General features: G+C 71.4%; 21 protein-coding genes. 15 read left to right on the top strand and 6 right to left on the bottom strand.

Annotated elements, in window-relative coordinates:
• Positions 1-24: 24 nt before the first annotated feature.
• The 4 genes from CS0771_RS06195 to CS0771_RS06180 are packed head-to-tail and all read right to left on the bottom strand — an operon-like array spanning position 25 to position 3014.
• A complete protein-coding gene (locus CS0771_RS06195) occupies positions 25-672 on the bottom strand; it encodes an aminodeoxychorismate/anthranilate synthase component II (protein WP_212840164.1) in 648 nt (215 codons plus the stop codon).
• Between the two features lie 5 nt (positions 673-677).
• Positions 678-965, bottom strand: a complete 288-nt coding sequence (locus CS0771_RS06190) for a hypothetical protein (RefSeq protein WP_203745517.1) — start codon at positions 963-965, stop codon at positions 678-680.
• Entirely contained in the window at positions 965-2191 is a 1227-nt protein-coding gene (locus CS0771_RS06185) for a class E sortase (protein ID WP_244870635.1), read from the bottom strand. The genes CS0771_RS06190 and CS0771_RS06185 overlap by 1 nt, the downstream gene beginning before the upstream one ends.
• A gap of 16 nt (positions 2192-2207) precedes the next feature.
• A complete protein-coding gene (locus tag CS0771_RS06180; RefSeq protein WP_212840163.1) occupies positions 2208-3014 on the bottom strand; it encodes a DUF881 domain-containing protein in 807 nt (268 codons plus the stop codon).
• A gap of 115 nt (positions 3015-3129) precedes the next feature.
• Between CS0771_RS06180 and CS0771_RS06175 the strand changes: the two genes are divergently transcribed.
• The 5 genes from CS0771_RS06175 (at position 3130) to CS0771_RS06155 (ending at position 9445) form a co-directional block, all read left to right on the top strand.
• Positions 3130-3393: a cell division protein CrgA gene (locus CS0771_RS06175; protein WP_212840162.1), complete on the top strand. Its 264-nt coding sequence runs from the start codon at positions 3130-3132 to the stop codon at positions 3391-3393.
• A 211-nt stretch (positions 3394-3604) separates the two neighbouring features.
• Positions 3605-5773: a (Fe-S)-binding protein gene (locus CS0771_RS06170; protein WP_212840161.1), complete on the top strand. Its 2169-nt coding sequence runs from the start codon at positions 3605-3607 to the stop codon at positions 5771-5773.
• Between the two features lie 153 nt (positions 5774-5926).
• Entirely contained in the window at positions 5927-7231 is a 1305-nt protein-coding gene (locus CS0771_RS06165) for a hemolysin family protein (RefSeq protein WP_371821549.1), read from the top strand.
• A complete protein-coding gene (locus CS0771_RS06160) occupies positions 7224-8234 on the top strand; it encodes a hemolysin family protein (RefSeq protein ID WP_212840160.1) in 1011 nt (336 codons plus the stop codon). The genes CS0771_RS06165 and CS0771_RS06160 overlap by 8 nt, the downstream gene beginning before the upstream one ends.
• Positions 8235-8443: 209 nt before the next feature.
• Entirely contained in the window at positions 8444-9445 is a 1002-nt protein-coding gene (locus tag CS0771_RS06155; RefSeq protein ID WP_212840159.1) for a C40 family peptidase, read from the top strand.
• A gap of 61 nt (positions 9446-9506) precedes the next feature.
• On the opposite strand, the gene CS0771_RS06150 is transcribed toward CS0771_RS06155, so the two are convergent.
• Complete coding sequence (locus tag CS0771_RS06150; RefSeq protein WP_212840158.1) at positions 9507-11480, bottom strand: peptidoglycan recognition family protein; 1974 nt, start codon at positions 11478-11480, stop codon at positions 9507-9509.
• Between the two features lie 182 nt (positions 11481-11662).
• On the opposite strand from CS0771_RS06150, the gene CS0771_RS06145 reads away from it, so the two are divergent.
• Both CS0771_RS06145 and CS0771_RS06140 read left to right on the top strand, forming a co-directional pair.
• A complete protein-coding gene (locus tag CS0771_RS06145; protein ID WP_212840157.1) occupies positions 11663-12481 on the top strand; it encodes a laminin G domain-containing protein in 819 nt (272 codons plus the stop codon).
• A gap of 72 nt (positions 12482-12553) precedes the next feature.
• Entirely contained in the window at positions 12554-13558 is a 1005-nt protein-coding gene (locus CS0771_RS06140; RefSeq protein ID WP_244870634.1) for an NlpC/P60 family protein, read from the top strand.
• A 7-nt stretch (positions 13559-13565) separates the two neighbouring features.
• Here the strand turns inward: CS0771_RS06140 and CS0771_RS06135 are convergent, their stop codons facing one another.
• On the bottom strand, positions 13566-14243 hold the full coding sequence (locus CS0771_RS06135) for an NUDIX domain-containing protein (RefSeq protein ID WP_212840156.1): 678 nt from the start codon (positions 14241-14243) through the stop codon (positions 13566-13568).
• Positions 14244-14339: 96 nt separating this feature from the next.
• Between CS0771_RS06135 and CS0771_RS06130 the strand changes: the two genes are divergently transcribed.
• The 8 genes from CS0771_RS06130 (at position 14340) to CS0771_RS06095 (ending at position 22780) form a co-directional block, all read left to right on the top strand.
• Positions 14340-15377, top strand: a complete 1038-nt coding sequence (locus CS0771_RS06130) for an SPFH domain-containing protein (protein WP_212840155.1) — start codon at positions 14340-14342, stop codon at positions 15375-15377.
• A gap of 52 nt (positions 15378-15429) precedes the next feature.
• Complete coding sequence (locus CS0771_RS06125) at positions 15430-16329, top strand: NAD(+)/NADH kinase (protein ID WP_212840154.1); 900 nt, start codon at positions 15430-15432, stop codon at positions 16327-16329.
• 52 nt (positions 16330-16381) lie between these two features.
• The gene (locus CS0771_RS06120) at positions 16382-17011 is read left to right on the top strand and encodes a TetR/AcrR family transcriptional regulator (RefSeq protein ID WP_212840153.1); all 630 of its coding nucleotides are present in this window, start codon (positions 16382-16384) and stop codon (positions 17009-17011) included.
• A gap of 10 nt (positions 17012-17021) precedes the next feature.
• Positions 17022-17459 carry a thioesterase family protein gene (locus CS0771_RS06115; protein ID WP_212840152.1) on the top strand — a complete coding sequence of 146 codons (438 nt, stop codon included), beginning with the start codon at positions 17022-17024 and terminating at the stop codon, positions 17457-17459.
• 55 nt (positions 17460-17514) lie between these two features.
• Positions 17515-18411 (top strand): polysaccharide deacetylase family protein, encoded by an 897-nt coding sequence (locus tag CS0771_RS06110; RefSeq protein WP_244870633.1) that lies wholly within the window; start codon positions 17515-17517, stop codon positions 18409-18411.
• A gap of 45 nt (positions 18412-18456) precedes the next feature.
• Positions 18457-18780, top strand: a complete 324-nt coding sequence (locus tag CS0771_RS06105; RefSeq protein WP_212840150.1) for a hypothetical protein — start codon at positions 18457-18459, stop codon at positions 18778-18780.
• Between the two features lie 220 nt (positions 18781-19000).
• A complete protein-coding gene (locus CS0771_RS06100; RefSeq protein WP_212840149.1) occupies positions 19001-22141 on the top strand; it encodes a S8 family serine peptidase in 3141 nt (1046 codons plus the stop codon).
• 90 nt (positions 22142-22231) lie between these two features.
• Positions 22232-22780: a hypothetical protein gene (locus tag CS0771_RS06095; protein ID WP_212840148.1), complete on the top strand. Its 549-nt coding sequence runs from the start codon at positions 22232-22234 to the stop codon at positions 22778-22780.
• Positions 22781-22846 lie beyond the last annotated feature (66 nt).

Below are 22846 nucleotides of genomic sequence, written 5' to 3'. Positions count from 1 at the left end.
GGGCGCCGTTTCGTTCGCGGGTGGTTACGCCGGGAAGGCGGCGAGGCGGCGCTGCTCGACCTCTTCGGCCAGGGCCGGGGCACGGTCGAGGGCCTCGGTGTGGCCGCAGGACGCCAGCCAGTTGGCCAGCATCAGGTGGCCGCCCTGGGTGAGCACCGACTCGGGGTGGAACTGCACGCCCTCGATCGGCAGGGTGCGGTGCCGCATCGCCATCACCACCCCCGATTCGGTCCGCCCCGTCACCTCGATCTCGGCGGGCAGGGTGTCCTCGACGACGGCGAGCGAGTGGTAGCGGGTCGCCGTGAACGGGTCCGGCAGACCGGCCAGCACACCCGCGCCGGTGTGCGTGACCTGCGACGTCTTTCCGTGCAGCAGCTCCGGGGCGCGGGTCACCGTGGCGCCGAACGCCTGGCCGATCGCCTGGTGGCCCAGGCACACCCCGAAGAGCGGGAGCTTCCCGCCGTACTCGGCGATGACGTCCAGGCAGATGCCGGCCGACTCGGGCGCGCCGGGGCCGGGGGACAGCAGCACGCCGTCGGCGCCCAGCCTGCCCACCTCGGCGACGCTGATCTCGTCGTTGCGCCGGACCTCGCACTCCACCCCGAGCTGGCCGAGGTACTGCACGAGGTTGTAGACGAACGAGTCGTAGTTGTCGATCACAAGAACGCGCATGGCCCTCACCTGGCGGTCGAGCTGGACGGCTCCGGGGTGTCCCCGGTCTCGTACGGGATTTCGTGATCGTCGGGCTCGCCGGAGGGTGCCCCGGGGATCTCGAACGGGTCCTCCAGCTGCGAGTATCCGCTGTCGGGGTCGCCGACCTGGACATCGTCGAAGGGGAGCAGCGGCTCCGCCCACGGGAAGATCACGTACCACAGCAGCGCGCCGACGATGCCGAGCAGCACGAACGAGCCGGCCAGCTTGCCGCGCAGGCCGAAGGGCAGCTTGCGCCAGATCCAGGCGTACATCAGGCGGCTCCTGCCAGTTCGGCGGGCGGCCCGGCGGAGCGCGGCTGCTCGTGCACGAGCGTCCCGTGGATGATCAGACGCTGGTAGTTGTCGAACTTCGGGTTGCACGTGGTCAGCGTGAGCAGCTTGCCGGCGGTCATGGTCGGCGGCACCGGCCGCACCACCTCGACCGCGGACGGCAGCACGATGCGCTGCTTGGCCACCTCGTACACGTAGTACATGTCCTTGGTCTCCACGACGATCTTGTCGCCGCCGTGGAGCTTGTCCAGGTCCCAGAAGGTGGCCCGGTTGCGGTGCCCGGCGACCGAGAAGTTGCCCTCCTGGCCCGGCATCGCGCTGTTCGGGTAGTGGCCCGGCGCGTATCGGATGTCCTTCTGCGTCACGCCCTGCACCACGACCCAGTGCTTGTTCAGCTTGGGGATGTAGAGCTTGGCGACCGGCTGCCCGGCGGGCGGCGGCTTGGGCTTGCCGGTGACCGACGGGCTGGGCGTCGGCGTCGGGGCGCCCACGACCGGCTCACCCCAGTTCAGCTGCTGCTCCAGCTCGCTCTGGTGGCCCTCGACGATGGCCGTCTTGCCCCACACCTCGTACGCCGCGAAGAGCAGGATGACCAGGCCGACCGTGATCATCAGCTCGCCGGTGCCGCGCAGCGTCATGCGCAGCACCGAACCGAAGGTGGTCCGGGTGTACTCGGAGTGGATGCTGCGGTAGTTCTTCTCACCGGCCCGCACGGCCTTGATCGGCGGCGGCTCCGGCTCGCCGCTCCAGCGCGGCCGGGGGGACGGCTTGGGCTCGTCGGCAGACGGCGGGGGAGCGGGCGGGATCGCGCCGAGCAGGCCGGTCTCGTCGGTGGCCGTCGCGCGGCCGGTCGCCACCGAGGGCGCGGGCTTGGCGATCCGCGGGAGCTGGGTGGTCTCATCCGAGATCCGCGGCAGGTACGTGGTCTCGTCGCTCGCCGCGGCCGGGCTCACCGGGGCGGGGCTCACCGGGGCGGCGGCCTGCGGTGCCGGGCTCACCGGCGCGTAGGGGGAGGGCTGCGCCTCCGCTCCCGGCGCGGCGGGACGCGGCGACGGCGGCGTCGAGATCACCGGCAGCACGGTCGTCGCGTCGGCGGGCACCACGGGCAGCACGCTGGTGATCGAGGCATCCGCCGCGGGCTCGTCGGTCACCCGGGGGAACATGGTCGTCTGGTCGTCCTCGGGCTCCGACGCCCTGTGCCTGCTCATGCTGCTCTCCGGCTTGTCAACGCGGGACCGAGGCATGGCGCAGCAGCACGGACCCCTGGTAGGCGGGTGCCTGGATGTCCGCCTCGCGCGTGACGCTATATCCCAGGCCGTAGTCCCGTACAGCATCACGGAAGGCCTGGACGCCCTTGGCGGCGTCCAGCGCGGCCTGGAGCCGGGCCGGGTCGCCGATCGCCGAGATCACGAACGGCGGGGAGTAGCGCTTGCCGTCGAGCAGCAGGGTGTTGCCGACACACTGCACGGCGGTGGTGGTGATGACGCGGACGTTCATGATGGTCATCGCCTCGGCGCCGCCCGCCCAGAGCGCGTTCACCACGGCCTGCACGTCCTGCTGGTGCACGACGAGGTCGTCCTGGGTCGCGGTGCCGGGGGTGAGGTCGTCGGCGCTGTTCGGGGCGTCGTCCATGCGCACGGTGAGCCCTCGCCCGTGTACGGCGGTCAGCCCGGCGGCGGACAGGTAGCCCTCACCGCGGGCGTGCTCCAGGGCGACCGGGCCGTCGCCGACGGCCAGCGCGTCGGTCAGCCCGTCGATCTCGTTGCGCAGCTGATCGACCCGCATCCGGGCGTCCTGCGTCTCGGCTTCCTTCTTGCTGATCAGCTCGCCGAGCGCGACACGCCGGTCCTCGCGCAGCGAGGTGCCGGCCGAGACGGTGGCGCTCATGGTGAAGAGCAGGCCGGCCGCGGCCGCGATCAGGGGCACGCCGAGCGTCCAGCCGCTGCGGCGCCGGCCGGGCAGCCGGGCGAACGCGCGACCCGCCCGGAGCACGGCCTTACGCCATGACGAGGTGCCGGATGTGTATTCCACCACTCCCCCTCCGTGCCAAAACGCAACAACCTGACTACGCTATCTGTCGAACATTATTCAGGCCCATGCCCGAGGTCACCGACCGGTGTGGGCAGGGCCCCTCCAGGAGACAGCCGTGCCGAAGTCGCAGGTCCGCAAGAAGAAGATCTACACGCCGCCGACGGATGTGTTGCCCAACGCCACCGCCGCGGAGAAGAAGCCGAGCCCGATGTGGCTGCCGATCACAGCGGTGTCCCTGATCGTTTTCGGCATCGCGTGGCTCGTCGTGTACTACCTGTCCGAGACGCTCTACCCCGTGGCGGGTTGGGGGTATTGGAACCTGGCTGTCGGCTTCGGCGCCATGGTGGGCGCGCTGGGTCTTCTCTCGAAGTGGCGATGACCTCTCCGAATCGTCCACGTTAGCGCGCGTCCGAGGTCGCGGCCGGTGCCGCGGCCTCGGCGCTGTCCCGACCGTCCGCGCCCGGCAGCGTGCCCGCTGACCTAGGGTGATGGTCAGCCTGTGCGAACCCTCACATTACTGAACGGTAACTAGGGCGTAAGCTCCGGAGGGACGTATACACAGGGCTGATCCGACGCAGGGAGGCGTGGGTATGGGCGTCGTTCAGATCGTCAGCACGGTCATCGCGCTGGCCGTGACCGCGGTCGCGGTGGTGCTGGTCGTGCGAGCGGTACGGCAGATGCTCGCGGTGATCCGGCTGGGCCAGCCCGACCCGACGCGCTCGGGCGACCGGGCCGCGCGGTGGAAGACCATGCTGACCGAGACGTTCGGCCACACGAAGATGTTCAAGTGGTCGGTCGTCGGCGCGGCGCACTGGCTGGTGATGATCTCCTTCATCATCCTGTCCACGCTGGTGGCCGGCGCCTACTTCGAGGTGGTCAACCCGGCATGGGAGCTGCCGATCGTCGGCGGCTGGGACGTGTTCGCGTTCGTCACCGAGTGGATCGGCATCCTGGGCATCCCCGCGATCCTCGTGCTGATCGCGATCCGGCTGCGCCAGCGCCCCAACAAGCAGTCCAACTCGCGCTTCGCCGGCTCGACGATGTGGCAGGGCTACTTCGTCGAGTACATCATCATCACGGTCCTGGTCCTGGGCTTCCTGATCCGCGGGTTCAAGGTCTCGTCCGGGCTGTTCCACCACCCGGCGTGGGCCACCCCGCTGTCGCACGCCCTCGGCGCGGTGCTGCCCGCCTCGCTGACCGCGATCACGATCGTCGCGCTGATCAAGATCTGCGTGTCGATGGGCTGGGCGATCACGATCGGCCTCAACCCGACGATGGGCGTGGCCTGGCACCGGTTCCTGGCCTTCTTCAACATCTACTTCAAGCGCAACGCCGACGGCGCGCCCGCGCTCGGCGCGCTCAAGCCGATGACCTCCAACGGCGCCCCGATCGACCTGGAGGAGGCCGACCCGGAGAAGGACACCTTCGGCGTGTCCCAGGTCGAGCACTTCGGGTGGAAGGGCCTGCTGGACTTCTCGACCTGCACCGAGTGCGGCCGCTGCCAGTCCCAGTGCCCCGCCTGGAACACCGGCAAGCCCCTGTCGCCGAAGCTGATCGTGCTGAGCCTGCGCGACCACGCGTACGCCAAGGCCCCCTACCTGCTGGCCGGCGGCGGCAAGGACCTGACCGGCGAGGAGAAGGGCACCGCCGAGCAGCTCGCCGGCGTCAACGTGCTCGCCCTGGCCGAGGCCGAGCGGCCGCTCATCGGCGGCGCCGCCGAGCTGGGCGTCATCGACCCCGACGCGCTGTGGTCCTGCACCACCTGCGGGGCGTGCGTGGAGCAGTGCCCGGTCGACATCGAGCACGTCGACCACATCGTCGACATGCGCCGCTACCAGGTCATGATCGAGTCGTCGTTCCCGTCCGAGGCCGGGGCGATGCTGCGCAACCTGGAGAACAAGGGCAACCCGTGGGGCGCTCCGCCCAACACCCGCGAGGACTGGACCAAGGGCCTGGACTTCCCCGTGCCGCGCGTCGGCGAGGTGGAGGAGTTCGAGTACCTGTTCTGGGTCGGCTGCGCGGGCGCCTTCGAGGACAAGGCCAAGAAGACCACGCGCGCCGTGGCGAGCCTGCTCAACGAGGCCGGGGTCAAGTTCGCGATCCTGGGCAACAACGAGACCTGTACGGGCGACCCGGCGCGGCGGATCGGCAACGAGTTCGTGTACCAGATGCTCGCCCAGCAGAACGTCGAGACGATCAAGGAAACCGGCGCGCTGAAGATCGTCGCGACCTGCCCGCACTGCTTCAACACCCTCGGCAACGAGTACAAGGAGCTCGGCCTGGAGGTCGAGGTCGTGCACCACACCGAGCTGCTCGCGCACCTGGTCAAGACCGGCAAGCTCACCCCGGTCGCGCCCGTCGACGGCGGCCTGACCTACCACGACCCGTGCTACCTGGGCCGCCACAACCGCGTCTTCACCCCGCCGCGTGAGGTCCTCGGCGCCGCCATCGGCGCGGGCGCGACCACCGCGGCAGGGGACGGCACCGGCATCCTGGAGATGGGCCGCCGCGAGGAGCGCTCGTTCTGCTGCGGCGCGGGCGGCGCCCGCATGTGGATGGAGGAGCGCATCGGCAAGCGGATCAACGTCGAGCGCACCGAGGAGGCCCTGGCCACCGGCGCGAAGACCATTGCCGTGGGCTGCCCCTTCTGCTCCACCATGATCACCGACGGCGTCCGCTCCAAGGGCCAGGAGGACGTCGAGGTCATCGACGTAGCCACCGTCCTCCTCCGCTCCGTCAAACCCACCCCGGCGGCCTGACCCCTCAAGACCATCCGACTTGCCTGGCACATGGGCGAATGCGCGACCGAGATCCGCACAGGTGCCAGGCAAGTCGGACGATCAAGCCAGCGGGTCTGCGGGGTGCGCCCGTCTGGCAGAATCTTGCGCTGAGGTGATCTGGTCATCGACGTGCTGTCTGAGTTCCTGTACATCCTGCTGTTCGTCCTGCTCACCCTCGGCACGGCGTTCTTCGTGGCGGCCGAGTTCGCGCTCGTCACGGTCGACCGGGCGGAGATCGACACGCGGGCGGAGCGGGGTGAGCGTCCGGCGCGGACGGTGCGCCGGGCGCTGCGCGAGCTGTCGTTCCAGCTGTCGGGGGCGCAGCTCGGCATCACGCTGACCGCGCTGCTGACCGGTTACCTCGCCGAGCCCGCGCTGCGGCCGCTGGTCGAGCCGATGGGCCTGTCCGCGGGCTGGAGCCACGCGATCTCGCTGGGCATCGCGACCCTGTTCTCGATGCTGTTCGGCGAGCTGGTGCCGAAGAACGCGGCGCTGTCGCGGCCGATGCCGGTGGCGCTGCGCACGGCGGGGCCGATGCGGGTCTTCTCCAACGTCTTCAAGCTGCTGATCAACGCACTGAACGAGACGGCGAACTGGCTGGTGCGCCGGATGGGCATCGAGCCGCAGGAGGAGCTGGCCAGCGCCCGCTCGCCGGAGGAGCTGGGGCTGCTGGCGGCGATCTCGGCGCAGGCCGGCGCGCTGCCGACGGAGACGGCGCTGCTGCTGCAGCGCACGGTGCGGTTCAGCGACAAGCACGCGGCCGAGGCGATGACGCCGCGCATCGACGTGGTGGGGCTGTCCGGCTCGGCGACGGTCGCCGAGCTGTTCGAGGCGGTACGCGAGACCGGGCACAGCCGGTTCCCGGTGTACGAGCAGACACTGGACACGGTCACGGGTGTGGTGTCGGTCAACGACGCGCTGGCCGTGCCCCCGGCCCGGCGCGCGCTGACCACGGTCGCCGCGGTGGCCCGGGAGCCGGTGCTGGTGCCGGGCTCGCTGGACCTGGACAAGGTGGTGGCGGCGCTGCGCGCGGGCCGGTCCGACTTCGCCATCGTGGTCGACGAGTACGGCGGCACGGACGGCGTGGTGACCATCGAGGACCTCGTGGAGGAGCTGGTCGGGGAGATCGCCGACGAGCACGACACCGCCGAGGAGGAGGAGTCCGGCTCGGTCGAGGTGACCGTGCCGGGCGGCGTGCGCACCTGGCTGGTCGACGGCATGCTGCGCGAGGACGAGCTGGACGAGCAGACGGGCTTCCGGCTGCCGGAGGGCCCGTACGAGACGCTCGCCGGCTTCCTGATGGCGGAGCTGGGCCGGATCCCGGGGGTCGGCGACACGGTGCTGGCCAACGACTGGGAGTTCACGGTGGTGGAGATGGACCGGCACCGGGTGGAGCAGGTGCGCCTGGTGCGGCTGGCGGGCGACGACGATGACTGAGCTGCTCATCACGGTCGGGCTGCTGCTCGGCAACGCGTTCTTCGTCGGCGCCGAGTTCGCGCTGATCGCGTCCCGGCGTACCGTCATCGAGCCGAAGGCGCAGACCTCGCGCCCCGCGAAGTGGGCGCTGTCCGCGATGAACCAGATCCCGCTGATGATCGCGGGCGCGCAGCTCGGCATCACGCTGTGCTCGCTGGCGCTGGGCGCGATCGCGGAGCCGGCGCTGGCGCACTTCATCGAGAAGCCGTTCGGTGCGCTCGGTCTGCCGCAGAACATGCTGCATCCCACCGCGTTCGTGATCGCCCTGCTCATCGTGGTCTTCCTGCACACGGTGATCGGCGAGATGGTGCCGAAGAACATCACCCTGGCCGGTCCCGAGGCGAGCGTGCTGTGGCTGGGCCCGCCGATGCTGGCCTTCTGCGTGGCGACCAAGCCGCTGCTGGTGGCGATGAAGTGGGCGGCGCGGCAGGTGCTGCGGCTGTGGCGGATCGAGGCGGCCGACGCGGTGAAGACCGTGTTCACGGCGGAGGAGCTGGCCGGGCTGGTGGCCCAGGCGCACACCGAGGGCCTGCTGGACCCGGAGCAGCATGCGCGGATCGCGGGCGCGCTGGCCCTGAACCAGCGGACGGCGGCGGACGCACTGCGGCCGTGGTCGTCGGTCACCAGCGTCACCGACGACACCTCTCCGGCGACGCTGGAGGTGCTGGCGACGCGCACCGGGCGGTCCCGCTTCCCGGTGGTGTCGCGGGGGAGCCGGCGGGTGCTGGGCTTCGTGCACATCAAGGACGTGCTGGGCATGGAGGGCGCGAGCCGCCGCGAGCCGATCCCCGGCGGGCTGATCCGGCCGCTGGCGATCGTGCCGCCGGACCGCTCGCTGGCCGAGCTGCTGCTGTCGATGCGCCGCGAGCGTCGCCACATCGTGCTGGTGAGCGAGGGACAGGTGCCGGTGGGCGTGGTCACGCTGGACGACGTGCTGAACGCGATCATGGCGCCGGCTGCGTGAACGCGGGTCTGCTGGGGCACGCTGCGTGACATTCGCGCAGCTCAGCGAAGTTGTCCTGTCGGCGGCTTGAAACCGGCTCACCTTGTTTTCTAGGGTTGGTGTCCGTCTGGTGCGTACGCCGGGCCGTGACCCCTCGCGACCCCGCACCGGACACCGCTGACAGGGCTCCCCTCCTTCGCCCGGTCGCGGTAGGCGGAAAAGGAGCTCCGGTGTCCCCCCTCCGTACCGCGTCGCGTTCGCTCACCCGCGTGCTCGTGCTGGTCGCCGCGCTGCTCGTCGGCCTCGCGCCGGCGCTGCCCGCGCATGCCGAGCCGGACACGATCGCCGAGATCGAAGCTGAGATCAGCAAGACCTGGGAGAAGCTCGAACCGCTGATCGAGGAGTACAACAAGGTCCACAGCGACCTGAAGAAGCTGCAGAAGAAGGCGACGGCGATCGAGCAGAAGCTGTCGCCGCTGCGGCTCACCGTCGAGGTCACCCGCACCCGCGTCGGCGTCATCGCCGCCGAGTACTACAAGGGCGGCCGCAGCGCCCAGGTGAACGCGATGCTGTCCGGCGGCTCGCCGAAGCAGTTCGCCGACCAGCTGATGATCCTGGAGTACCTGGCCCACGACAAGCAGCAGCAGATCGCCGCGACGACCGAGGCCAAGGCGAAGTACGACGTCGAGAAGTCGGCGCTGGACGCCGCGATCGCCGAGCAGAAGGCCAAGGACGCCGACATGGCGGCCAAGAAGAAGGTCATCGAGGCGCAGATGACGGAGCTGCAGAAGCTGCGCACGCGGGCCTACGGCTCGGGCGCCCCCGGCGGCTCGCTGAAGATCGGCAGTGCCTGCCCGGCGCAGATGGGCAGCGGCAAGGGCCAGATCGCCGCGGCTTGGGCCTGCAAGCAGATCAGCAAGAAGTACGTGTGGGGCAGCGCGGGCCCGAACACCTTCGACTGCTCCGGCCTCACCCAGCAGGCGTGGAAGCAGGCCGGGGTGAGCCTGTCGCACTACACCAAGGACCAGTGGGGCGAGGGCACCCGGGTCAGCGCGGCCAACGCCAGGGTCGGTGACCTGGTCTTCTTCTTCAGCGACCTGCACCATGTCGGCATCTACGTCGGCACCGTGGGCGGCGAGCGGGTCATGGTGCACGCGCCGCACACCGGCGACGTGGTCCGCATGGCGTACATCAAGTACATGCCGGTCGCCGGGTACGTACGCCCGAGCTGACGACGAGCGTGAAAGAAGGGCTCTCCGCGGATCGCGGGGAGCCCTTCTCCGTTGCGGTGGGTCAGTAGACGACGGCCGGGCGGATCACCACGTCGTCGCGCTTCACGTACCCGATGCGGTGGCCGAACTGGATCTGCACGTACTGCGTGTCGCCGCGGATGACGGTGCCGTCGCCGGGCGACGACCAGTCGAACGTGCTGGCCCGGTAGTACTCGCTCGTCAGCACCGGACCGGCCGCGTAGCGCTGGCCCGCCGCGATCGTGTACTGCGTGTACGCGCTGACCGCCTGCACGGGCACGCCCGCCGGGTATGCCGCCGCCTCCGGGTAGGCCCGCCCGAACACCGGGATGCTCGCCAGGCCCGGTTTCGGCTCGACCAGGAAGCCGGTGTTCCACAGCGGGCCGGCGTCGGCGTTGCGGAACCAGGCCTTCTGGCCGAGGTACCAGATCGCGGTCCACTCGGCGGTGCGCTCGGCGACGGCGAAGGTCTGCCCGGCGGAGCCCCGCGCGCAGTGGTCGCTGACCGTCATGGTGCTGGCCTTGGTGCCGCACCGGCCCGGGTCGCGCACCAGCGGCGCGGTGAGGTTCGGCGCGGTACGCAGGATCACCGAGGAGCTGGAGCGGGCCGGGCACGGGTTGGTCCCCGCGCCGGTGCAGCCGGTGAAGGCGGGCTTGTTGGTGGCGTAGTCGGGGTTGAGCGTGACCAGCCCGGCGTGCCCGGCCAGCGGCTCCGGCAGGCCCCGGAACGGCGCCTTGAGCAGCTCGAAGTAGTGCGCCCAGTCCCAGTACGGGCCCGGGTCCCAGTGCATGCCGGAGATCGTCGACGAGATGGTGCCGGGCACGTTGTCGTGGCCGATGATGTGGTTGCGGTCCAGCGGGATGCCGAGCCGCAGCGCCAGGTGCCGCACCAGCTTCGCGGAGGTGCGGTAGAGCGCCTCGGTGTACCAGCCGCCGTGCGCGGCGAAGCCCTCGTGCTCCAGGCCGATCGCCTTGGCGTTGACGAACCAGTTGCCCGCGTGCCAGGCGACGTTCTTCGACTTCACGTGCTGGGCGATGTGCCCGTCGACCGAGCGCAGGGTGTAGTGCCAGCTCACGTACGTCGGGTCGGAGATGAGCCGCAGGGTGGTGGCCCAGCTTCCCTCGGTGTCGTGGATGACGATGTACTCGATGCGCTGCGACTGCGGCCGGTTGCCCAGGTCGTGGTTGCCGTAGTCGCCGTCGCCGAACGCCTGGTAGGGCGCGGGCAGCGATTCGCAGGAGATGTCGATCGGGCACTCGATGCCGTCCGGCCGCTCCAGCCGGGGCAGGCCGAGCCGGGACAGCCACTCCTTGACCGGGTTGACGCCGCGGCCGGGCAGGGCGAGCGGGTGGCCCTCGTCGGTGGTGCGGCTGGCACCGTCGCGCAGCGTCGCGTAGACCTCGTCGGCGAACGCGGCGGCGGCCTGCTCGTTGTCGGCGCCGGAGTAGCGGGCCACCGCGGCGTACCAGGCGTTCGGGTCGCTGTCGGCGCCGCGCGGGCCGTCCAGCTGCTGCTGGTACGACGCCAGCAGCGCGGCGCCGCCCCGGATGTTGGCGACGGGGTCGGTGCGCAGCGCCTCGGCGCTCAGCCCGGTCAGCGCCGCGGCAGCCGGCAGGGTGTGCAGCGCCGCCTCGGCGGGCGGCGGGGCGTCCGTCGGGTGCCCGGCGGCCTTGGGGCGGCTGTCGTCACCGCGGGCGTCCTCGGGCACGGCCGGCTCGACGTTCTCCGGAACGGCGGTGGGCTGCGCGGCCACGTAGGTGGCATCGGTAAGGTGCATCGGGCCGTAACCGCCGGAGGTGCTGGGCGTCCCGGCGTTGGCGTCCCAGCGGGACTCCAGGTAGGACACGCCGAGCAGCACCGCGACGGGTACGCCGTACTCCTCGGCGGCGGCCTGGTAGTCGGCCTGGCGGGACGGTGGCGGCTCGGCCTGGGCGGCGACCGGCACCAGGCCGGCGGCCAGGCCCACGCCCGCCGCGGTGAGCACCGCCAGGCGGCGCAGGGGGATTCGGGGTGACACTTTCGGCTCCCTTCGAGTGTCCGATGCGGTCACCCTGCCTTCGGCCGGTCGGGTAGTCAATAGTTGACGTGACTGGTTTCGAAATTGAAACTTATCTTCAATAGGATGAGCCGCTTTACCGACAAACGCGCTGTCCGAAGCGGTGACACGGTCTGCTCACGACATCTGGTAAAGATGAGCGAATGCGAGGCAGATGGTGGATAGCGGCGGCGTTCGGCCTGGTCGCGGTCGCGGCGGTGGTCGTGGTGCTGGTCCTGCGGCAGGACGGGCCGGTCCCGGACGCGGCGGCACCGTCCTCGGCGCCGTCCTCCGCGGCCCCGCCCAGCCCGAGCGCGGCACCGTCGCGCGCGGTCGGCGCGCACGGGGTGCTGCTCGACTTCAGTGACGGGCTGACCGTGGCCCGGGTCGCCGGCGGCGAGCAGACGGCGGTGCGCGAGGAGCGGTCGACCGGCGGCGAGGTCCGCCTGGTGCCGCGGGACGGCGGCTGGGCGGTGCACTTCCCGGCGCGGTGCCAGGAGGCCGACCCCAAGCAGTGCCCGCGCGCGATCCTGGAGTCGAGCGCGGGCGCCTCGCTCAACCCCGGTACGGGCAGGCTGCACTGGGGCGCGGCGGTGCTGATGACCGCCGAGGAGACCAGCGATGGCTCCAATGTGGTGCAGAAGGGCTACTCGCAGACCGGCAGCCAGTTCAAGTTGCAGGTCGACGGGGCCAAGGGGCTGCCGAGCTGCGTGGTGGCCGGGCCGGTGGCCGGGGTCAACGGCATCCACGTGGTGAAGGCCAAGCGCACGGTGGCCGACGGGCAGTGGCACCGGATCGCCTGCGTACGCGAGGGTGACCGGCTGCGTATCGAGGTTGACGGCGCGGCCGAGGCGGAGATCACGATTCCTGCCGAGCTGGACATCACCAACGACGCCCCGCTGCGCATCGGCGGCAAGGGCGTGGCCGTGAACAACGACCAGTTCCACGGGACCCTCGACGACGTCTTCGTCGACATCGGATGAACCCGCAGTTGACACGCGAGGACATCGAGCTGGTTTGCGTTCTTGTGACGGTGCTGCCTAACGTGAATCCTCGTGGACAGCCATAATCGGCCCCTGGAAGGGCTCCCCAGCGCACCACGAATACGCCGCGGCCTGCTGACGGCGGCCGCCGTGACCCTCGCCCTGCTCGCGCCCGCGGCCCCCGCGCACGCGAACCCCACCCCCGCCGAGATCGAGAAGCAGATCGACGCGCAGTGGAACAAGCTCGAGCCGGTCATCGAGGAGCACAACGCCACGAAGATCAAGCTGACCAAGCAGAAGAAGAAGGCCGACGAGCTCAACGCGCAGCTCGCGCCCTTGGAGCAGCAGGTCCTCGTCACCCGCACCCGCATCGGCGTGCTGGCCGACCAGCTCTATCGCGGCGGCGCGCTGGCCCAGGCCAACGCCTTCCTGAGCAGCGGTGACGCGGGCGCGATGGCCGAACGCCTGCTGGTGCTCGACCAGCTGGCGCACGACAAGAAGTCCCGCATCGCCGACGTGCTCGCCGCGAAGTCCGCCTTGGATGAGGTGAAGAGGCCGCTCGACGAGCTGGTGGCGCAGCTGACGAAGACCGAGGCCGAGCAGGCCGCGCGCGCCAAGGCGATCGAAGCCGAGATCAAGAAGCTGAACAAGCTGCGGCTCGACGCGTACGGCAGCCAGTCCGGCATCGGTGAGCTGGCCCCGGTGCCCTGCCCGACGTCGTATCCGGGCGGCGCCGGCGCGCAGGCGGTCAAGTACGCCTGCAAGCAGATCGGCAAGATCTACGTCTGGGGCGCCGCCGGCCCGGACAACTTCGACTGCTCCGGGCTCACCATGGCCGCGTGGCGTGCGGCGGGTGTGTCGCTGCCGCACAACGCCAAGGCGCAGCGGGCCGAGGTGAAGTCGGTCAGCCGGTCCGAGCTGAGACCCGGCGACCTGGTCTTCTATTACAGCGACCTGCACCACGTCGGCATGTACGCGGGCAACGGCTGGATCGTGCACGCCTCACGCTCGGGGCTGCCCATCCGGATGCGCAAGATGGACGACGGCAACATCCACAGCTACGGCCGCCCGGCCTAGCGCCTCGTCAGGAGGCCGGCCGGAGCATCGGCGGGTGGAGCAGGCGGGCGGGGCCCCGGCGGAACAGCTGCGCCGGGCGCCCCCGCTCCGCCGCGACGCTGCGCCCCACCGGCTCCACGAAACCGGGCGTCGAGGTCACCTTGCGGTGGAAGTTGCGCGGGTCGAGTCTGGCCCCCCACACCGTCTCGTACACCTCGCGCAGTTCGCTGATGGTGAACTCGGGCGGGCAGAACGCCGTCGCCAGCGGGGTGTATTCCAGCTTCGCCCGCGCCCGCTCCACCCCGTCGGCCAGGATGCGGGCGTGGTCGAAGGCCAGCTCCCCGGCGGGCAGGGTGACCCAGTCCGCGCTGGCCGCGTCGCTGCCCGCCACCGGGGTGGGCAGGTCCGGCAGCAGTGCCAGGTAGGCCACTGTCACCACCCGGCCGCGCGGGTCGCGCCCCGGCTCGCCGTAGGTCGCGAGCTGCTCCAGATGCCCGCCGGGCGCGGTCAGCCCGGTCTCCTCGCGCAGCTCGCGCACGGCCGCCGTGTCGAGGTCCTCGCCGGCCAGCACGAAGCCGCCCGGCAGCGCCCACGCGCCGCGGAACGGCTCGATGCCGCGGCGGACCAGCAGCACCTGCAGCGCGGCGCCGCGGACGGTCAGCACCACCAGATCCGTCGCGACGGAGAACTCCGGATAGTCGGCCATCTGATTTATCACCACCTTGACGAGAATGTAGCACGACGCTTATCGTCATGGTGACGAAAAAGGGACCCGGGGACTTCCGAAGGAGAACGATCCACCATGGCCGACGTATCCAGGCGCCTCTTCCTGCGGCACCTGCGCAGCACCCCCACCAGCTGGGTGAGCCACAGCGTCCGCGGCCGGGCCAAGCGCTCCGGCGTGGGGCTGGCGTTCTGGTACCGGCCGCTGACCGCGGTGCTGAGCGAGGTGCCGGTCGACGACCGCGAGCTGCCGCTGCTGTTCCACGCCCGGACCAGCGACTTCACCGACGTCACCGTGCAGGCCACGGTGACCTACCGGGTGGCCGAGCCGGCCGTCGCGGTCAGCCGCCTCGACTTCTCGATCGACCCCTACCAGGGCACGGCCCGCGGCCGCCCGCTGGACCAGATCGCCACGCTGCTCGCCGAGCTGGCCCAGCAGCCCGCGCTCGACCTGCTCAGCCGGCTCCCGCTGGCCGAGGCGCTGACCGAGGTGGCCGCGGTGCGCGAGGCGGTCTCGGCGGCGCTGGGCAGCGAGGCGCGCCTGTCCGATCTCGGTGTGCAGGTGGTCAGCGCCCGCGTGGTGGCGATCCGGCCGGAGCCCGAGCTGGAGCGCGCGCTGCAGACGCCGACCCGCGAGGCGGTGCAGGTCGAGGCGGACCGGGCCACCTTCGCCCGCCGCGCCCAGGCCGTCGAGCAGGAGCGCGGCATCGCGGAGAACGAGCTGAAGAACAAGATCGAGCTGGCCCGCCGCGAGCAGCAGCTCGTCGAGCAGCACGGCGCCAACGCCCGCCGCAAGGCCGAGCTGGACGCCGCGGCGCAGCTCGCCGACGCGCAGGGCCGGGCCGAGCGCGACCGGCTGCTCACCGCGGCCGAGGCGGAGAAGGAGCGCGCGCTGGCCGAGGCCAAGGCGGCCGGTGTCCGGGCGCTCGGCGTCGCGCAGGGCGAGGCCGAGGCGGCCAAGCTCGCGGCCTACCGCGACCTGCCCGCCGAGGTGCTGCAGGGCCTGGCGCTGCGCGAGCTGGCCGGTCAGCTGCCCGAGATCGGCCAGCTGACCGTCACGCCCGACGTGCTCACCGGCCTGCTGGCGCGCTTCGGCGCGGGCAGCGCGGACCGCTGATGAGCCGGCGGCCCGGAGCGCGTCGCGACGGCGGGCGCGGCGAGGAGGAGTGATGGCGACGCTCGCACCCCGGGTGGTCGTGGTGTCCCGGCGCAGTGAGCTCGACGAGCTGCTGGGCCGCCACGGCACCCGCGCCGCCGCGGCGTACTTCCTGAAGGAACGGGGGAGGGAGATCACCGAGGTGGAGGAGCGGCACGCCGCGCAGGAGGCGGCGCTGGCCACGGTCGGCGCCGCCCTGCCGGCGGACTGGCGGCGCGGGCGGGTGCACCGCGACGACCTGTCCCGCTTCCTGTTCGCGCCGGAGGACATCGTGGTGACCGTCGGCCAGGACGGCCTGGTCGCGAACGTGGCCAAGTACCTGGCCGGGCAGCCGGTGGTCGGCGTGAACCCGGAGCCGGGCCGCAACCCCGGCGTGCTGGCCCGCTTCGACGCCCGCGCGCTGGGCGGGCTGCTGCCCGCGGTGCTCGCCGGCCGGGCGGCGACGCAGCAGCGGGCGATGGCCGTGGCCACCCTCGACGACGGGCAGCAGCTCGCCGGGCTCAACGAGATCTACGTCGGGCACCAGACGCACCAGTCCGCCCGCTACGTGCTCACCACGCCGCAGGGCGAGCAGGAGCGGCAGTCTTCCTCCGGGCTGCTCGTGGGCACCGGCACCGGCGCCACGGGCTGGTGCGCCTCCATCGCGCTGAGCCGGGACCTGACGGGCGTCCTGCCCGGCCCCGACGCCGACGAGCTGTGCTGGTTCGTACGCGAGGCCTGGCCCTCGCCCGCGACGGGGGCGCGGCTGACCGCGGGCCGGGTGCGCGCCGGAGAGCGGATTACGCTGACCAGCGAGAGCGAGCGGCTGGTGGTGTTCGCCGACGGGGTGGAGACCGACCACCTCGTGCTGGCCTGGGGCCAGCGGGTCAGCGTCGCGGCGGGCAGCCGCCGGCTCAACCTCGTGGTCGGGTGAACCCGCTCACAAAGATTTACGACCGGTCGGTCGTTATTTGTAGAGTACGGCTATGACCGGGACCGACGGGCGGCTGGCGCGCGGCGAGCGCACGCGCGCCGCCGTGCTCGACGAGGCCGTGGCGCTGGCCAGCCGGGCCGGGCTGGACGGTCTGTCGCTGGGCCAGCTCGCCGACCGCCTGCACGTGAGCAAGTCCGGGCTGTTCGCGCACTGGTCCTCCAAAGAGGAGCTGCAGCTCGCCGCCATCGAGCACGCCCGCGAGCAGTGGGCCCGCCGCGTGGTGGGGCCCGCCCTGGAGCACCCCCGCGGCATCCGCCGCCTGTTCGCGCTGCACGAGTCGCGCCTGGCCTTCTACGCCGACCGGGTGCTGCCCGGCGGCTGCTTCTTCGCCAGCGCCGAGTTCGAGTCCACCGGCCGCGCCGGTGCGGTGCCGGACCGGCTCGCCGTCGTGCTCGGCGAGTGGATCACGCTGCTGGAGCGGCTGGTCACCGAGGCCGTCGAGCTGGGCGAGCTGCCCGCCGACGTGATGCCGCGGCGACTGGCGTTCGAGATCGACGCCGCGGGCGTCGCCGCGCTGCTGCATTCGAGCCTGCTGGCGCGCAGCGCCGACGACGCGCGCCAGGCCGTGCTGGCCCGGCTGCGCGGCCTCGCCACCGACCCCGGCCTGTTGCCGCACGAATGAAAGGCCCGAGATGAGCACCGCGACCCTGGACAGCACCGTCGGCACGACGCGGCCGGCCCTCGTCCACCTCGACGACCTGGACATCGTCGGCATCATGCACAACGCCCGGTACGCGCTGATCCTGGAGCGGGCCATGTCGGAGTTCTGGGCCGAGCACGGCTACCACTTCCACGACGGGGCGCCGAGCAGCCCCGACATGATCGCCGCGGTTCGCGAGTTCGCGATCACGTATCACGCGCCGGTGCGCGGCACGGGCCCGATCCAGGTGCAGTTCTGGCTGGACAGCATGGGTGGCTCCAGTGCCGTCTACGGCTTCCGCTTCCTGTCCGAGGACGGCGCGACCGTCTTCGCCGACGGCCGCCGCGTCATGATCAAGATGGATCGCACCGGCCGCCCCACCCCCTGGACCGACCAGGGCCGGGCCATCGCCGCCAAACTCATGCGCTGACCGCTCCTTCATGGCGGGGGACGCGGGAAGCCGGTCCGGCTGGCATCATCAGCGGGTGCGTCTGCCCAAGGCCGTTCCCGCGCTGCTCACCGCCGCTGCCGTGCTGCTCGCCGTCACGGCGTGCGGCGCGGAGCCGGACGTGCCCGCGTTCGTCGGCGGCCCGGCCACCGCGACTGCGGCCGCAGCCGCGGCCTCGCCAAGCGCTTCCACCGGACCGTCGCCGAGTGCCGTCGCGACGCCGACGGGCAGGCCCAGGCCGCCCGGCCAGACCAAGGCGGGGCTGCTGCCGCCGGTGGTGAACCACGGGCCGCGCACCGGCGACCTGGTCGCGCTCACCTTCGACGCCGACATGACCGACGACATGCTCGCCCGGCTCCGCAGCGGCACGGTCGAGTCGTACGCCAACGTGCGCATCATCGAGATGCTGGAGCGGGGGAAGGTCCCGGCGACCTTCTTCCTCACCGGCAAGTGGGTGCAGCGTTATCCCGAACTCACCCGGCGGATCGCCGGCAACCAGCGGTTCGAGCTGGCCAACCACACCTTCGGCCACCAGGCCTTCACCTCGAGCTGCTACAACCTGCCGCGCATCCCCGCGGCCGGCATGACCGAGGACGTGGCCAAGACCTTCCGGATCATCGAGGGGTACGGCGGACGCCAGACCCGCTACTTCCGCTTCCCGGGGCTGTGCCACGATCGCGCCGCCCTGCGCGCCCTGTCCCCGCTCGGCCTGACCGTGGTCGACGGCGACGTGGTCAGCGGTGACCCGTTCGCCACCGACTGGCGGCCGATCGTCAAGGCCGTGCTCAGCAAGGTCAAACCCGGCTCGGTCGTCATCCTGCACGTCACCGAGGCGAACGCCCGGTTCACCGACGAGGCGCTGCCGCACATCCTGAAGGGACTCGCCGAGCGCGGCCTGCGCCCGGCACCGCTGTCCGAGGTGCTCGGCGCCTGATCCGCGCGCCCCCACCGGCCGGTCCGGCGGCGGTAGCCTCGGTCGATGCGGGGGCTGACCTGGTTCAAGGGGCTGTGTGGCGCCGTCGTGGGCGCGTCGCCGATGGCCATGCTGCTCGTCCTGCCCAGCGGTGATCAGGGCGGACGCTGCGTGGAGGACTGGTACCTGTACGCCGGGATCTTCGGCGGCTTCCCGTGGTTCGTGGTGTTCACGGCCGCGCTGACCACGTTGCGTACCAGCCGGACCAGGTCGTTCGCGGTGGGGGTGCTGCTCGGCGCGGTGGCGCTGGCCGCGTCCTTCGCCGTCGGTGCCTCGGCCGGGCTCAACCCGCCCGGGGTGACCGGCACCTGGCACTGCGTCCTCGACTGAGGGCAGGCCTTTTGCTCGGGAACCGTGCTGTTCGGAGCGTCGCCGATCGCGCCGGACTCAGGCCACATCGACAACCCTACGCGGCAAGAGTGGTCGGCTGACCGGCTGATCAGTGAACGGGCCACCCGGCCGGTTGTCCCGGCCTTGCCATACCTGGGACGATGCGCCCGCGCGATCTTGCGCACCTCACGGGGAGGACCCTTTGAACGTCCGTCGAACGATGACGGCTGTCCTCGGTCTTGCGATTCTGCTCGCGGCGGCGCCGTCCAGCGCCAGCCCGCAGCCGTCCGCCGAAGCCGACAGCCGCCGCACCGAGCCGACAGCCGCACAGGCCGTCGCGGCGGGCACCGCCCGCCCGGGTGAACCCACCACCACCACCACTGCCGCCACCCGCGACGGCGTCCGCCGCCTGACCGCTCCGCCGGTCAAGGGCAAGGCTGCCGAAGCGGAGTACGCGCCGCACACCGTCCTGGTCAAGTTCAAGGCGGGCACGTCCGCCTCCGCACGTGGCCGGGTGGCCGGGCGGATCGGCGGCAAGCTCTCCACCGACGCGTCCACCGCCGGCTACGTGAAGATCACGACCACCGGCCCGGCCCTGAAGGCGGCGGCGGCACTGCGCGGTGACGCCACGGTCGCCGCGGTGTCGCTGGACTACCGGCGCACCGAGTCGAAGGTGCCCAACGACTACTACTACTCGGTCTACCAGAAGACCTACATGTCCACGATCCGGCTGCCGCAGGCCTGGGACGTGCAGTCCTCGGCCACGGGCGTGGTCATCGCGATCGTGGACACCGGCGTGGACACCGGCCACCCGGACCTCGTCGGGCGGACCGTCGCCGGTTACAACGCGGTCGCCAACAACAGCAACGTCACCGACTCGCGCGGCCACGGCACGATGGTGGCGGGCATCGCCGCCGCCAACACGAACAACTCGTGGGGTGTGGCGGGTGCGGCGTACAACGGCCGGATCATGCCGATCATGGTGTTCACCGGCCAGTACGCCTACGACTCCGACATCGCCGAGGGCGTGATCTGGGCCGTCGACCACGGCGCGAAGATCGTCAACATGTCGCTGGGTGGCAGTGGGCAGACCCCGGTGCTGCACGACGCCATCAAGTACGCCGTGGGCAAGGGCGTGCTCGTGGTCGCCGCCGCCGGCAACACCGGCGGCAACGGCCCGCACTACCCGGCCATGTACCCCGAGGTGCTCACCGTCGGCGCGACCGACCACGCGGGCCGGCTGACCGACTTCAGCTCGTGGGGCGACCACGTCGACATCGCCGCACCCGGCTTCGACATCATCTCCACCCACTCGCGGACCACCGAGTACGGCCCGTCGTTCACCTACGGCATCGGCGCGGGCACGTCGTACTCGTCGCCGCTGGTCGCCGGTATCGCGGCACTGGTGCGCGCGAAGTACCCGACGCTCACCGTGGCCCAGGTCATCGAGAAGCTGAAGTCGACCTCGCGCGACGCCGGACCCCGCGGCATCGACCCGTACTACGGCTCCGGTGTGGTCGACGCGTACCGCGCCCTGGGTGGGGCCGCCACCTCCGACTTCTCGATGCAGGGGGCCGACGGCAACGACATGCCGGCGCAGGCCGAGGTGATCCCCTCGACCGCCCTGGCCGCCACGACCGGGATCGAGGGCGACGTCGACTGGTACAAGTACGCCGTGCCGGCCGACTACCGCGTCACGTTCACCCTCACGCCGCCGCCCTACAACGGCAACCAGGCGCAGAACTTCGACGGTGTGCTCGCGCTCTACGACGCCGACCTCCGCCTGATCCAGGAGGTGGACAGCACCGAGAACACCTACCAGACGGAGATCATCACCCAGCCGCTGCGCCGCGGCACGTACTACGTCAAGGTCCGCAACTACAACGGCGCGCCGGGCACCGGCTTCTACGAGCTGCGGGCGACGACGGCCACGCCGGAATACCGGGACTTCCCGCCGTTCAACAACGGTGTCTACTTCGACACCGGCAACACGTTCCCGGAGGCGACCGCGATCGGCGACGTCACCGGTGACGGCCGGCCGGACGCCCTGCTCACCACGTCGTACTACTTCGACCCCGAGAACGACTACAAGCTGTTCGTGTTCGCCCAGAACGCCGACGGCACGCTGTCGCCCAGCGGGAAGTACGACACGCACATCCCGTACTCCAACGACACCCCGATCGCCATCGGCGACTTCAACGGCGACGGGCGCAACGACGTCGCGCTCGGCGCCGGGGTCGGCGTGGAGGTCTTCCTCCAGCAGGCGGACGGCACCCTGGCCGCGGGCGCGCTCGTGCCCGAGACCGACGGCGCCCGGTTCATCGCCGCGGCGGACATGGACGCGGACGGCGACGCCGACCTGGTCTACTCCGCCGGGGGCGTCTTCCAGCTCACGTCGGCGGGCGGCACGTTCACCAAGTCGGCGATCGCCGCGGACACGATGACGCGTGAGGTGGAGGTCGGCGACCTGAACTCCGACGGCCGCCTCGACGTCGCGACGTCCGCCACCGGCGGCGTGGCGGTGCACCTGGCCGGCGCCGAAGGCTGGACCACGACGAAGTACACCTACGGTGGGGGATCCACCCCGTTCGCCGTCGAGGTCGCCGACATCAGCGGTGACGGCCGGGCCGACATCGCCGCCACCATCGACTCGGGCGAGACGCTTCTGATCGTCTTCCGGCAGCAGGCCGACGGCACCATGTCGGCGTCGCAGAACCTGTTCGCGTACACCAGCCCGGACGGCGTCGAGTCGGGCGACTGGGACAAGGACGGGCGCCTCGACCTGTTCGTGGCGCACGGCGGCTGGGGCATGGTGTCCATGTACCGCCAGCGCGCCGACGGCACGCTGGAGGCGGCTCGGGCCGGCGGCGGAGACGTGGCGCAGCACTCCCACCAGAACGCGATCTCGATCGGGGACCTGAACGGCGACGGCTACCCGGACGTCGCCACCGCCGCCAACTACAACAACGGCATCTGGATCGGCTACAACGTCAACGGCGCGGCGCCGCGCGGCGTCGGGGAGTGGGTCTGGAACACCAGCATCAAGCCGTACGGCAAGCTCGGGCGCACGCCCAAGCTCACCGTGACGATGCGGCGCCCGCTGGACCCGGCGACGGTCAACAGCCAGACGGTACGGCTGGTCAGCGGCCGCACCGGCCGTCCCGTCGAGCTGCCGGTCAGCTACGACGCGGCGACCGGCACCATCACCGTCACGCTCTGGCGTGAGGCGGACCGGCCGGGCACGCGCCCGGGCGCCGCTCCGGTCCTGCCGGACATCACGGGCTTCCGCCTCGTGCTCGACGGCGTCAAGGACACCGCGGGCGGCACCCTCACCGGCTACACGGTGTGGTATCTCGGCTGATCAACCGCATGATCGACGGAGCCCCGGTAGCTGTCTACCGGGGCTCCGCCGTTTCCACGCGGCTTCGGAGCCGGAGCTAGGCTGTCCGCCGTGCGACGGAAGAGCTTCTACGACCTGCACTTCGGGGTCCTGCCCGGCGGGGCACGCAAGGACGCCCACTACATCCGCGGCACCCTCGGCGAGATCAGGGCCGACCTGGACACCGAGCTCGCGCAGGGCCTCAACCTCTACCTGCTGTGCTGGTACGGCGCGACGCTGTCGCTCGACGTCTACCAGCACGGGATCCGCACCGAGTCGATCGACCTGCACCCGTACGTGACGATCGCCGTCGAGGGGTATCCGGACATCACGTTCGCCGGGCCGGGGCAGCCGCTCGGGCACGACTTCACGGCCGACGACGAGACCGACGAGGGCAGCCTGTCCGAGCGGTTCCTCATCGGCGACCTCGAAGACGTGACCACGGTGACCGTCGACTGGGCCCGGATCACGGTGCCCGCACTGCTCGGCGAGGTGGCCCGGCCGGACGGCTTCGTAACCGTACGGGCGGCGGAACTCGGCGAGGTCGAGGGCGAGGCGGACGAGCAGACCCTGCGCGACGCCGGGTACATCCCGTACGGCTTCACCGACTCCGAGTCGTAGCCGCCGTCACCGGCCGAGGATGCGCGAAACGGCCCCGCAGTCGCCTGCGGGGCCGTTTGCGTGCGT

It is taken from the genome of Catellatospora sp. IY07-71 (assembly GCF_018326265.1).
Lineage (GTDB): Bacteria > Actinomycetota > Actinomycetes > Mycobacteriales > Micromonosporaceae > Catellatospora.
The sequence above is the reverse complement of the archived record's forward strand: the minus strand, read 5'-3'. Positions and strand labels throughout refer to the sequence as shown.